This is a genomic window from Lelliottia sp. SL45 (assembly GCF_026672535.1).
Taxonomy (GTDB): domain Bacteria; phylum Pseudomonadota; class Gammaproteobacteria; order Enterobacterales; family Enterobacteriaceae; genus Enterobacter; species Enterobacter nimipressuralis.
Window position 1 is genome coordinate 1,199,893 of record NZ_JAPPRH010000003.1, and the last position, 12,312, is coordinate 1,212,204.

Genomic DNA, 12,312 nt, shown 5'->3' on the forward strand with positions numbered 1-12,312 from the left:
CCCCGGCCAACTCCGTGGGTGACATATCAACCGTGTAGGGGACGAGCATGTATCAACATCACAACTGGCAAGGCGCATTACTGGATTACCCTGTAAGCAAAGTGGTCTGCGTAGGCAGCAATTATGCGAAGCACATTCAGGAAATGGGCAGTGCCGTGCCAGAAGAGCCTGTGTTGTTTATCAAGCCGGAAACCGCTATTTGCGATATTCGCCAGCCGCTGGCGCTACCGCAGGGGCTGGGTTCGGTACACCATGAAGTCGAACTGGCGGTGCTGATTGGCGGCACGCTGCGTCAGGCATCCGAGGATCACGTGCAGAAAGCCATCGCAGGCTACGGAGTTGCATTGGATCTGACCCTGCGCGATGTGCAGGGCAAAATGAAAAAAGCCGGCCAGCCGTGGGAAAAAGCCAAAGGCTTTGATAATTCCTGCCCGATCTCCGGTTTTATTCCGGCCGCCGAATTCCACGCCGATCCGCAAAACACCCCGTTGAGCCTGAAAGTGAACGGCGAAATTCGCCAGCAGGGGAATACCTCTGACATGATCCATAAGATCCTGCCGCTTATCGCCTACATGAGCCGTTACTTCACCCTCAAGCCGGGCGATGTGATCCTCACCGGTACACCAGAAGGCGTTGGGCCACTGCTGAGCGGTGACGAACTGGAAATCGGTTTTAACGGACAATCCGTTAAGACGCGCGTGCTGTAAAATGCCGTTGCCGCTGTTAATCGGCGGCAAAACTTGCATCCACGTGCCAGACTGGTTATAAGGTGCGCTTTCTTTTGACGTGTGGACATCCTTATGAGCGAAACCCCTTTCTGGCAAAGCAAGACTCTCGACGAAATGACCGACGTGGAGTGGGAATCGCTGTGCGACGGCTGCGGGCAGTGCTGCCTGCATAAGCTGATGGACGAAGACACGGATGAAATCTACTTCACCAACGTCGCCTGCAAGCAGCTGAACATCAAAACCTGCCAGTGCCGCAACTACGAGCGCCGTTTCGAGTACGAGCCGGACTGCATCAAGCTGACCCGCGACAATCTCCCGACGTTTGAATGGCTGCCTCACACCTGCGCCTATCGCCTGCTGGCGGAAGGGAAAGGTTTGCCGGACTGGCATCCGCTGCTGACCGGCTCAAAAGCGGCGATGCACGGCGAGCGCATTTCGGTGCGACATATCGCGGTGAAAGAATCCGAAGTGCAGGACTGGGAAGACCATATTCTCAACCATCCCAAACACGCATAAAAAAACCCGCCGAGGCGGGTTTTTTGTTGGGTGCTGTTTGTGCTTATCGACCGAACAAATCGCGTTTTTTCGGTTTGAACGGCTGGGCAATCAGTACCAGCAGCGCCACCACGAAGTAGGCGACGAAAATACCGACCAGCCACTGCGGCATCTCCAGCGTCAGGAATTCCCACTGACGAACAGAGCAATCACCGGAGGCCACAAACACCTGCGGCAGCCACTTGTCCAGCGGCAGCCAGCCTGGGAAGCGGGCGGCAAAATCACAGGTCTGGAACGGGGAGGGATGCAGCTGCATCATGGTGTGCTGCCACGCCAGCTCAATGCCTTTCCAGGCACTGTACAACCAGAGGGCGATCCCGGCATAACGCAGCGGGGATTTTGGCGCAATCGCACCCACCAGCCCTGCACCCATAATACCGAACAGCGCACAACGTTCGTAAATACACAGCACACAGGGTTTCAGCAACATCACATGCTGGAACCAGAGCGCTACCATTTCCAGCGCAAAGGCGGTCAGGGCCATCAATAACCACGCTCCGCGACCGCGAGAGCATTGGTTCAAAAATCGCAACATAATCATTTCCCTGGAACAGGCTTAGAAAGCGCAGTGTAAACCAAAACGATTTTAGCGCCAGATGCTCCTGGCAAAATAAAACGTAATTGGATGTTTATAATGCAGAAAGTCAAACCGGGCAGCGAACCACCCGAATTCAGGGACTTAATGCGCGGCCAGTATACCTATTTGCAACAACCATTGCGTATAAGGAATGAGGGTAAATTTGACGCACAGCAAGCCGACAACGGTTGATACCAGCGTATACGGCAGCGCCATCCACACCATCCGACCGTAAGACAAACGAATCAGGGGAGCCAGCGCCGAGGTCAGCAGGAACAGAAACGCCGCTTGTCCGTTTGGCGTCGCCACCGACGGCAAATTGGTGCCGGTATTAATCGCCACGGCCAGCAGCTCAAACTGGTTAATATTAATGGCCCCGTGTTCAAGCGCCGCTTTGGCCTCATTGATATACACCGATCCAACAAATACGTTATCGGAAATAGAAGAGAGCAGGCCGTTAAACAGATAAAAGAGTGACAGCTGAGAGTCGGGTGACGCCTGCAGGACAAAGTCGATAATCGGCGAGAACAGTTGCTGATCGATAATCACCGCCACAATGGCAAAAAACACCGCCAGCAGGGCAGTAAACGGCAGCGCTTCGGTAAATGCCTTGCCGATCGCATGTTCGTCGGTCACACCGGTAAACGACGTCGCCAGAATAATCACCGACAGGCCAATAAGCCCCACTTCCGCCAGGTGGAATGCCAGCGCGACGATAAGCCACACGCCGATGATACCCTGGGCGATCAGCGCCAGTTTTTCCTGACGGGTGCGCTGGCTGCGGCTTTTCAAATCAAATTCATGCAGCACATCGCGAACCGGGCCGGGCAACTGGGCGCCATAGCCGAAGCTTTTGGTTTTCTCGAGCAACACACAGGTCAGCAGCCCGCAGACAAAGACCGGGACGCTCACCGGCGCCACGCGCAGGAAGAATTCGGTAAAGTTCCAGCCCGCGGCTTTCGCAATAATGAGGTTTTGCGGCTCGCCGACCATCGTCATCACGCCGCCGAGTGCCGTGCCGACGCCCGCGTGCATCATCAGGCTGCGCAGGAACGCACGAAACTGTTCCAGAACGTCGCGCTTCGGCACGTCAATCTGGCTGTCATCCTGCAAATCGCTCTCGGTTTTCGTTGAGGCCACGCGATGATAAATGCCGTAAAAACCGACGGCGACGCTTATCACGACTGCAACGACCGTCAGCGCATCGAGGAATGCGGAGAGAAACGCAGCGGCCAGACAGAAGGAGAGGGAAAGCACCGTTTTGGAACTAATACTCAGCAGCAGCCGCGTGAAGATAAACAGCAGCAGTTGCTTCATAAAGTAGATCCCGGCCACCATAAACATCAGCAGCAGGAGCACTTCCAGGTTAGTGGCCAGCTCGTCTTTCACGCGCTCTGCGCTGGTCATGCCGATAAACACCGCTTCAATCGCCAGCAGCCCGCCGGGGAGCAGGGGATAGCATTTCAGCGCCATCGCCAGGGCGAAGATAAACTCGGCCACCAGCAGCCAGCCGGCCACAAACGGCGAGAAGATAAACACCACAGGGTTAGCGATCAGAAAAATGAGCAGCGTCAGCTTGTACCAGTCGGGTGACTGGCCTAAAAAATTGCGCCACAGGGCGCGTCCGTAAGACATTTCCACCAGAGAGTTCCTTCCTCGCCAAAGTTAAGCAAAACATTATTATACGCACAATTTGCATGAATAACGGCTGTCGACCAGGATGCTGTATTTGATAAAAATGAAACGGTGATCCCTTTTTTCCCGCGTCGCTGCGCTATCTGCCACTGTCAGCCTCTGGTATGATGAGTGAATTAGTTAAAGCTGTGTAATGGAAATCTCACTATGGTCATAAAGGCGCAAAGCCCGGCGGGTTTCGCTGAAGAGTACATCATTGAAAGCATCTGGAATAACCGTTTCGCTCCTGGAACGATTCTTCCCGCTGAACGTGAATTGTCTGAACTGATTGGCGTAACACGTACCACTTTACGCGAAGTTCTTCAGCGTCTGGCGCGTGATGGCTGGTTGACGATTCAGCACGGCAAACCGACCAAAGTGAATAACTTCTGGGAAACGTCGGGTCTGAACATTCTTGAAACGCTCGCCCGTCTCGATCACGAGAGCGTTCCACAGCTGATCGATAATTTGCTGTCGGTGCGCACCAACATTTCTACCATCTTTATCCGTACTGCCTTCCGTCAGCATCCTGAAAAGGCGCTGGAAGTGCTGGCGACGGCGACGGCAGTTGACGATCACGCGGATGCGTTTGCGACCCTCGATTACAACATCTTCCGTGGCCTGGCGTTTGCGTCGGGAAATCCGATTTATGGATTGATCCTTAACGGCATGAAAGGGCTGTACACCCGCATTGGTCGCCACTATTTCGCCAATCCGGAAGCGCGCAGCCTGGCGCTCGGTTTCTACCACAAGTTAAGCCAGCTTTGCACCGAAGGCCAGCACGATCAGGTCTATGAAACGGTGCGTCGTTACGGCCATGACAGCGGCGAGATCTGGCACCGGATGCAGAAAAATCTGCCGGGCGATTTAGCGATTCACGGTCATTAACAGAAAAAGCCTCTCGACTGAGAGGCTTTTTTTGCCCGTATAAAAGGGCCTGAAGCTGAGTCATACGAAAGCCGGGGAAGGTGCGTCGCCACCCGGCAATGCGATTACAGCGTGTTTCCCCGCGCCGGGCAGCGCTCCAGCAGTTCCACGCTCCCGTCCTCGTTTTGCTGCTCCATCAACACGTCAAAGCCCCACAGGCGATGCACATGCTTGAGCACCTCTTTGCGGCCTTTATCCAGCGGCGCACGGTTATGCGGAATATAGCGCAGCGTCAGAGAGCGATCGCCGCGTAAATCCACGTTCCACACCTGGATATTCGGTTCCAGATTGCTCAGGTTGTACTGAGAGGAGAGGCGCGAGCGGATCTCACGGTAGCCTTCCTCGTTGTGAATCGCCGATATCTCCAGATAATTATTACGATCGTCATCCAGAACGGTAAAGAAGCGGAAATCACGCATGATTTTCGGTGACATGAACTGGCTGATAAAGCTCTCGTCTTTAAAGTCGCGCATCGCGAAATGGAGCGTCTCCAGCCAGTCGGAACCGGCGATGTCCGGGAACCAGTATTTATCCTCTTCCGTCGGGGACTGACAGATGCGTTTGATATCCTGGAACATCGCAAAGCCGAGGGCATAGGGGTTAATCCCGCTGTACCACGGGCTGTTATACGGCGGCTGGAAGACCACGTTAGTGTGGCTGTGCAGGAACTCGAGCATAAACCGCTCGGTCACTTTGCCTTCGTCATACAGGTGGTTCAGGATGGTGTAATGCCAGAACGTCGCCCAGCCTTCGTTCATCACCTGCGTCTGTTTTTGCGGATAAAAATACTGACTCACCTTACGCACGATGCGTAAGATTTCACGCTGCCACGGCTCCAGCAGCGGCGCATTTTTTTCCATAAAGTAGAGTAAGTTCTCCTGCGGCTCAGACGGATAACGCCGCGCTTCGGCGATCGTTTTCTCCTCTTCGCGTTTCGGCAGGGTACGCCACAGCATATTCACCTGGCTTTGCAGATACTCTTCGCGACTTTTCTGCCGCGCTTTCTCCTCCTGGAGGGAGATTTTTTGTGGGCGTTTGTAGCGATCCACGCCGTGATTCATCAGCGCGTGACAGGAGTCGAGCAGTTTTTCCACCTCGTCCACCCCGTAGCGCTCCTCGCATTCGGTGATGTACTTACGGGCGAAAATCAGGTAATCGACAATCGAACTGGCATCGGTCCAGCTGCGGAACAGGTAGTTATTTTTGAAGAACGAGTTGTGCCCGTAGCAGGCGTGCGCCATCACCAGCGCCTGCATGGTAATGGTGTTCTCCTCCATCAGATAGGCGATGCAGGGATTGGAGTTAATGACGATCTCATACGCCAGCCCTTGCTGGCCGTGCTTGTAGAGTCGCTCGGTCTCAATGAATTTTTTACCGAACGACCAGTGCGGGTAGTTGATCGGCATCCCGACGCTCGAGTAGGCGTCCATCATCTGTTCGGAGGTAATGACTTCGATCTGGTGCGGGTAGGTGTCCAGTCGATACAGCTTAGCCACCCGGTCGATTTCGGCCAGATAGACATCCAGCAGCTCGAAGGTCCAGTCGGGTCCATCGCTGAGACGAGTGCTGTCCTTGTTCATTGAGTCAAGTGTAGCCATTAGCGCGCCCTCGTTGTTGATAGCTCTCTCTAGTCTGGAGAACCTCTTTTCAAGCATAGAACAACGCGTTGAAAAGCGTGCTGACGCAGAAATTTTTTCTTTGCGATTTCCGATTTTCGATCCCGGAGAAAACGGCTGTCTCGCAGAATTTTCTGCTGGTTAAAAAGAGCGCGCAGTAAAAGATCCTAAATAAGCGCCATCCCCGCTGGCTGGGGAAGATGTGAGTTAAGTCACCATAAAAAAGTCGTATGTTGAATAATATTTTCAACTAGGTTATCAATCTGTAATTAGAAGATTGTTCTTTTGCACATAACGGAGTGGCTATGCGTGTTGTCATACTGGGAAGTGGGGTTGTCGGCGTCACCAGCGCCTGGTATTTAAGTCAGGCGGGACACGAGGTGACGGTCATCGATCGCGAACCGGGATCGGCACTGGAGACCAGCGCGGCCAACGCCGGGCAGATCTCCCCAGGCTATGCGGCGCCGTGGGCGGCACCGGGCGTGCCGCTGAAGGCCATCAAATGGATGTTCCAGCGTCACGCGCCGCTGGCGATTAGCCTCGACGGCACGCAATTCCAGCTCAAGTGGATGTGGCAGATGCTGCGCAACTGCGACACTCGCCACTACATGGAAAACAAAGGCCGCATGGTGCGCCTGGCAGAGTACAGCCGCGACTGCCTGAAAGAACTGCGCAACACCACCGGCATCGAATACGAAGGGCGGCAGGGCGGCACATTGCAGCTGTTCCGCACCGCGCAGCAGTATGAAAACGCCACCCGCGATATCGCCGTGCTGGAAGATGCAGGCGTGCCGTATCAGCTGCTCGAAGCCAGCCAGCTGGCGCAGGTTGAACCGGCGCTGGCGGAAGTGTCACACAAACTGACGGGCGGGCTGCGCCTGCCAAATGACGAAACGGGCGACTGCCAGCTCTTTACTCAGCGTCTGGCGAAGATGTGTGAACAGGCGGGCGTGACATTCCGCTATAACACCTCGGTCGATAAGCTGCTGTCAGAAGGCGAAAAAATCTACGGCGTGAAGTGCGGCGACGAAGTGATCAAAGCCGACGCCTATGTAATGGCATTTGGCTCCTACTCCACGGCGATGCTGAAAGGCTTGCTCGATATTCCGGTCTATCCGCTGAAAGGCTACTCCCTCACCATTCCGGTGAAAGAGGACAACGGTGCGCCTGTTTCAACTATTCTTGATGAAACCTACAAAATCGCCATCACCCGCTTTGATAACCGGATCCGCGTCGGCGGAATGGCGGAAATTGTCGGCTTTAACACGGAACTGCTGCAACCGCGCCGCGAAACGCTTGAGATGGTGGTTCGCGATCTGTTCCCGCGCGGGGGCTTTGTCGAGCAGGCCACGTTCTGGACCGGGTTACGTCCTATGACGCCGGACGGCACGCCGATTGTCGGCCGTACGCCGTTCAAGAATTTATGGACTAACACCGGCCACGGCACGCTGGGCTGGACCATGGCCTGCGGTTCAGGGCAATTGCTGAGCGATTTGATCTCGGGCCGCACCCCGGCAATTCCGTTTGATGATTTAAGCGCCGCGCGCTATCAATCCGGATTTACGCCATCTCGCCCGCAGCATCTGCATGGCGCGCATAATTAACAAGGAGCTGTCATGTCCCGTCCTATTCTGGCTCAGCTGGATCTGCAGGCGTTAAAAAATAACCTGCAGATTGTCCGCCGTGCTGCGCCGGGCTCTCGCGTATGGTCGGTGGTGAAAGCCAACGGCTACGGCCACGGAATTGAGTCCATCTGGAGCGCGCTGAGCGCCACCGATGGTTTTGCGCTGTTGAATCTGGAAGAGGCGATCCTGCTGCGCGAACGCGGCTGGAAAGGGCCAATTCTGCTGCTCGAAGGCTTCTTCCACGCCGACGAACTGCCGCTTTTGGACAAGTACCGACTCACCACCAGCGTCCACAGCAACTGGCAAATCAAAGCGCTGCAAAACGCAAAACTGCATGCGCCGCTGGATATCTATCTCAAGGTCAATAGCGGTATGAACCGCTTAGGTTTCCAGCCCGAGCGCGTACATACGATGTGGCAGCAGCTGCGCGCCATGAAAAATGTCGGTGAGATGACACTGATGGCGCACTTTGCCGATGCCGAAAAACCGGACGGCATTGCCGAGGCGATGGTGCGTATCAATCAGGCGGCAGAAGGGCTGGAGTGCGCCCGTTCGCTGTCGAACTCCGCCGCCACGCTCTGGCACCCGGAAGCCCATTACGACTGGGTACGTCCAGGCATTATTCTCTACGGCGCGTCGCCGTCCGGCCAGTGGCAGGACATCGCCAACAGCGGGCTGAAACCGGTTATGTCCCTGCGCAGTGAAATCATCGGCATTCAGACGCTGAAAGCGGGCGATACGGTGGGCTATGGCAGCCGCTATCGTGCGTCAGGCGAACAGCGTATTGGTATTGTGGCGGGCGGTTATGCTGACGGCTATCCACGTCTAGCGCCAACCGGCACGCCGGTGTGGGTCGATGGTGTGCGTACCGGCACCGTTGGCACCATTTCAATGGATATGATGGCGGTGGACTTAACCCCATGCCCGCAGGCAGGCATCGGTTCGCCGGTAGAGCTGTGGGGGAATGAGGTGAAAGTCGATGACGTGGCGTCGGCAGCGGGAACGGTAGGCTATGAAATGTTAACGGCACTGGCCCCGAGAGTGCCAGTAGTGACGGTGTAACGTTATAATGCCGGGTGGCGTTGCTGCCACCCGGCAAAATATCATTCTGAACCCTCGTCCTCCATCGGACGCACGCCCACCTTGCGCACCGCGTTATCCTCTTTCTCGGCCACCGTCCAGATCATCCCGGCAAACTCCACCTGGTCGCCCACGACCGGCGCGGCACCCAGCAGCTGCTGCACAATCTCACCCAGCGTCTGCTGTTTATCGCGATACTCCAGCCCCTCGTCCAGGCCGTAAATCAGCGCCACGTCGGCAAATTTGGCGTTCGCTTCCAGAATAAAATCACCGAAGAACCGCTGATCCAGCGCCACGGGCGGTGACTGGCTGAACAGCTTCCCGAGGGCAGGCAAATCGGTCTCACGACCAATGACGCAGAGAATGTCGCCCTCACGCAGGCGAGTGCTGCCCGTCGGGTGCAGCAGAGCGTTATCGCGAAACAGCGCGGCAATCCGCGTTTCCGTCGGCATATGCAGGTCGCGCAGCGACGCGCCCACGCACCATTTATCGGCGCTCAGCTGATAGACAAACTGCTCCCACGGGTTTTCCGGATGAATATCCAGCCCCACGCGTGAAACGGGCAGGCCAACCGGTGGCACCACCACTTTGGCCTTTTTCGCCGCCCAGCCGAGGGACGTACCCTGGAACAGCAGCGACACCAGCACCACGAAGAACGCGACATTGAAGAACAGCCGTGAATTATCCAGCCCCGCCATCATCGGGAAGACCGCCAGAATGATCGGCACCGCCCCGCGCAGGCCCACCCAGCTGATAAAAATACGCTCGCGCAGGTTAAACCCACGGAACGGCAACAGCCCGGCAAACACCGACAGCGGACGGGCGAAGAAGATCATCCACGCCGAGAGGAGCAGCGCCGGAATGGCAATCGGCAGCAGATCGGACGGCGTCACCAGCAGCCCCAGCACCAGGAACATGCCGATTTGCGCCAGCCAGGCCAGGCCATCGAAATTCTGCAAAATGGCGTGGCGGTTGCGAATCGGGCGATTTCCCAGCAGGAAGCCGCAGAGATAAACGGCGAGAATACCGCTGCCGTCCATCGCCGTTGTCAGGGCGAAAATCAGAATACCGCCGCTAAGCGCCAGCAAAGGGTACAGCCCGGCAGGCAGGGAGATGCGGTTAATCATCTGCTGCAACAGATAGCCGCCGGAAAGGCCGATGATAATCCCGAGGCCAAACTGCTGGAGAATATGCCAGGCAAACATCCAGCTCAGGCCGGATTCGTGCTGCTGGATCATCTCAATCAGGGTGATGGTCAGGAACACCGCCATCGGGTCGTTGCTGCCGGATTCAATCTCCAGCGTCGAACCGACACGCTCGTTCAGCCCTTTGCCACCGAGGAGGGAGAACACCGCCGCCGCATCGGTCGAGCCGACAATCGCGCCAATCAGCAATCCTTCCATGATATTCAGATGAAACAGCCAGGCGGCCATCATACCGGTCAGGCCGGAGGTGATCAGCACGCCGACGGTTGCCAGCGACAGGGCCGGGCCTAAGGCGACGCGAAACGAACTGGCCTGGGTGCGCATCCCGCCGTCCAGCAAAATCACTGCCAGCGCGAGGTTACTCACCATGTAGGCGAAAGGATAATTATCGAATGGAATCCCGCCGACGCCATCGATGCCCGCGAGCATGCCGATGGCCAGGAAGATAACAAGGATAGGTATGCCGAGACGCGATGAAAATGAACTTAATAAAATACTGCAGGTTACTAATACGGAACCCAGAATGAAAAGACTGATTATCGCTGCGGCATCCAATGTTGTCTTACTCCCACCTCAATGTTGTTGCTGATAATAAAACCCTATCATATTAACGACAAAAACAGCGTTTTATTGAGGTGGTTAAACCGCTTTTTTATGCCTTTAAGACAGGATGGCCGCGCAGGGTTAACCGGCTGCCCGCCTGCGAGTGCCAAAGCGTCGCCTGAGCGCCCAGCGGCAGGGTGACGGTTTGCTGCTCATGGCCAAACGCCAGCCCGTCGATCACCGGAATGTCGAGGCGCGAGCGCAGGTAATCGATCATGGTTTCCAGCGTATAACCCGCATCGTAATCGTTCGGCGTCGCGCCGCTGAAGCTGCCTAACACAACCGCGCGCTGACGCCCGAGAATACCGGCGTGCATCAGCTGCAACAGCATCCGTTCGACGCGGAACGGATGCTCGTTGATATCCTCCAGCACCAGAATGCCGTTCTCAATTTGCGGCAGCCACGGCGTGCCGATAAGCGACACCAGCATCGCCAGATTGCCGCCCCACAGCTGGCCTTCGCACTCACACTGCGGGCCGTTGCCTTGCCACTCCACGCTGAACGTCGGATTTTTCAAGGCGCGCCAGAAATGCTCCTCGGTAAAACGGTTCAACTCCGGTGCGCCGAAGTTCCCCGCCAGCATCGGCCCGCTAAAGGTGATGACGTTATGCAGGGCCAGCAGACCAAGCTGAATCACGGTGAAATCGCTGTGACCGCAGATCAGCAGCGGGTCCTGCTGCTGGCGTCGGGCAAGCCCGGCCCAGTCGATGGTCTCCAGCAAACGGCTCGCGCCATACCCGCCGCGCACCGCCAGAATAATCTGGTTTTCGCCTTCGAGGGTGACCAGGTCGTTGATATCAGCCACTCTTTGCTGCTCAGTCCCGGCAAAACGCTGCAGACGGCGGGGGATGATCGTCTGATTATCCACCCGATGGCCGGATGCCTCTAAACGCGTTACGCCAAGCCGGGCGGCGTCCTGATTAATGCAGTAGCCGGACGGGGCAACAAGATGAAACTGAGACATGGCAAATCCTTGCTGAATGAGAAACTAAATGCCTATATCATGCCGCCTGTATGCGGTCTGCTTCAAGGGGCGGATGCGTAACCGCGATGATCGGCTATAAGGATAGATGACGTGAAATTGAGATGGTTTGCTTTTTTGATTGTATTGCTGGCGGGCTGTAGTTCAAAACAGGATTATCAAAATCCGCCGTGGAACCCGGAAGTCCCTGTCAAACGTGCCATGCAGTGGATGCCGATCAGCGAAAAGGCCGGGAAAGCGTGGGGCGTCAGTCCGCGACTGGTGACGGCCATCATTGCAGTCGAATCCGGCGGCAACCCGACGCTGGTCAGCAAATCAAATGCAGTGGGCTTAATGCAATTGAAAGCCTCCACCGCCGGGCGTGAAGTCTACCGCTACATGGGCTGGAGCGGGCAGCCGTCCACCAGCGAGCTGAAAAACCCGGAGCGTAATATCTCCATGGGTACCGCGTATCTGAGCATTCTGGAGCACGGTGTGCTGAAAGGCATCGAAGATCCCGAAGTGATGCAGTATGCGCTGGTGGTGTCGTATGTGAACGGGGCGGGGGCGCTGCTGCGAACCTTCTCGTCGGATCGCAAAAAGGCCATCAATGAGATCAACGGCATGGACAAAGACGAATTCTTTGAGCATGTGGTGAACAACCATCCGGCACCACAGGCTCCACGCTATATCTGGAAAGTACAGAAAGCGATGGACGCCATGTAATGCCCAGGCCGGGCAGCGAGATGCTGTCCGGCGCC

11 protein-coding genes are annotated in these 12,312 nt (G+C 56.2%); 6 read left to right on the forward strand and 5 right to left on the reverse strand.

The genetic code is table 11. From position 1 onward, the window contains the following. The first annotated feature begins 47 nt into the window (after window positions 1–47). Window positions 48–707, forward strand: coding sequence for a fumarylacetoacetate hydrolase family protein (locus OVA10_RS11745; protein WP_100779837.1), 660 nt, complete (start codon window positions 48–50; stop codon window positions 705–707). Between the two features lie 93 nt (window positions 708–800). Further along, window positions 801–1,244 carry a YcgN family cysteine cluster protein gene (locus tag OVA10_RS11750; RefSeq protein WP_100779838.1) on the forward strand — a complete coding sequence of 148 codons (444 nt, stop codon included), beginning with the start codon at window positions 801–803 and terminating at the stop codon, window positions 1,242–1,244. 43 nt (window positions 1,245–1,287) lie between these two features. On the opposite strand, the gene dsbB is transcribed toward OVA10_RS11750, so the two are convergent. Beyond that, window positions 1,288–1,818 carry a disulfide bond formation protein DsbB gene (gene dsbB, locus OVA10_RS11755; RefSeq protein WP_100779839.1) on the reverse strand — a complete coding sequence of 177 codons (531 nt, stop codon included), beginning with the start codon at window positions 1,816–1,818 and terminating at the stop codon, window positions 1,288–1,290. Window positions 1,819–1,962: 144 nt separating this feature from the next. Then, window positions 1,963–3,501 (reverse strand): Na(+)/H(+) antiporter NhaB, encoded by a 1,539-nt coding sequence (gene nhaB / locus OVA10_RS11760; protein ID WP_268195990.1) that lies wholly within the window; start codon window positions 3,499–3,501, stop codon window positions 1,963–1,965. Between the two features lie 201 nt (window positions 3,502–3,702). Here nhaB and fadR point away from each other — a divergent pair, with 201 nt between their 5' ends. Beyond that, window positions 3,703–4,422 carry a fatty acid metabolism transcriptional regulator FadR gene (gene fadR / locus OVA10_RS11765; RefSeq protein ID WP_100779841.1) on the forward strand — a complete coding sequence of 240 codons (720 nt, stop codon included), beginning with the start codon at window positions 3,703–3,705 and terminating at the stop codon, window positions 4,420–4,422. A 104-nt stretch (window positions 4,423–4,526) separates the two neighbouring features. On the opposite strand, the gene OVA10_RS11770 is transcribed toward fadR, so the two are convergent. After that, complete coding sequence (locus OVA10_RS11770) at window positions 4,527–6,059, reverse strand: SpoVR family protein (protein WP_268195991.1); 1,533 nt, start codon at window positions 6,057–6,059, stop codon at window positions 4,527–4,529. A gap of 323 nt (window positions 6,060–6,382) precedes the next feature. Between OVA10_RS11770 and OVA10_RS11775 the strand changes: the two genes are divergently transcribed. Continuing rightward, window positions 6,383–7,681 (forward strand): D-amino acid dehydrogenase, encoded by a 1,299-nt coding sequence (locus OVA10_RS11775; protein ID WP_268195992.1) that lies wholly within the window; start codon window positions 6,383–6,385, stop codon window positions 7,679–7,681. Between the two features lie 12 nt (window positions 7,682–7,693). After that, window positions 7,694–8,764, forward strand: coding sequence for a catabolic alanine racemase DadX (dadX, locus tag OVA10_RS11780; protein ID WP_268195993.1), 1,071 nt, complete (start codon window positions 7,694–7,696; stop codon window positions 8,762–8,764). Between the two features lie 41 nt (window positions 8,765–8,805). On the opposite strand, the gene OVA10_RS11785 is transcribed toward dadX, so the two are convergent. Together OVA10_RS11785 and ldcA are read right to left on the reverse strand one after the other, a co-directional pair. Further along, window positions 8,806–10,542: a potassium/proton antiporter gene (locus OVA10_RS11785; RefSeq protein ID WP_100779845.1), complete on the reverse strand. Its 1,737-nt coding sequence runs from the start codon at window positions 10,540–10,542 to the stop codon at window positions 8,806–8,808. A gap of 97 nt (window positions 10,543–10,639) precedes the next feature. Continuing rightward, window positions 10,640–11,554 (reverse strand): muramoyltetrapeptide carboxypeptidase, encoded by a 915-nt coding sequence (gene ldcA / locus OVA10_RS11790; protein ID WP_123427632.1) that lies wholly within the window; start codon window positions 11,552–11,554, stop codon window positions 10,640–10,642. A 111-nt stretch (window positions 11,555–11,665) separates the two neighbouring features. Here ldcA and emtA point away from each other — a divergent pair, with 111 nt between their 5' ends. Next, complete coding sequence (gene emtA, locus OVA10_RS11795; protein ID WP_100779847.1) at window positions 11,666–12,277, forward strand: membrane-bound lytic murein transglycosylase EmtA; 612 nt, start codon at window positions 11,666–11,668, stop codon at window positions 12,275–12,277. Window positions 12,278–12,312 lie beyond the last annotated feature (35 nt).

Excerpts from the sequence above, each read along its gene's own strand:
- OVA10_RS11745 (WP_100779837.1), top strand. The coding sequence starts at position 48 with ATGTATCAACATCACAACTGGCAAGGCGCATTACTGGATTACCCTGTA.
- OVA10_RS11750 (WP_100779838.1), top strand. The coding sequence starts at position 801 with ATGAGCGAAACCCCTTTCTGGCAAAGCAAGACTCTCGACGAAATGACC.
- dsbB (WP_100779839.1), bottom strand. The coding sequence starts at position 1,818 with ATGTTGCGATTTTTGAACCAATGCTCTCGCGGTCGCGGAGCGTGGTTA.
- fadR (WP_100779841.1), top strand. The coding sequence starts at position 3,703 with ATGGTCATAAAGGCGCAAAGCCCGGCGGGTTTCGCTGAAGAGTACATC.
- OVA10_RS11770 (WP_268195991.1), bottom strand. The coding sequence starts at position 6,059 with ATGGCTACACTTGACTCAATGAACAAGGACAGCACTCGTCTCAGCGAT.
- OVA10_RS11775 (WP_268195992.1), top strand. The coding sequence starts at position 6,383 with ATGCGTGTTGTCATACTGGGAAGTGGGGTTGTCGGCGTCACCAGCGCC.
- dadX (WP_268195993.1), top strand. The coding sequence starts at position 7,694 with ATGTCCCGTCCTATTCTGGCTCAGCTGGATCTGCAGGCGTTAAAAAAT.
- ldcA (WP_123427632.1), bottom strand. The coding sequence starts at position 11,554 with ATGTCTCAGTTTCATCTTGTTGCCCCGTCCGGCTACTGCATTAATCAG.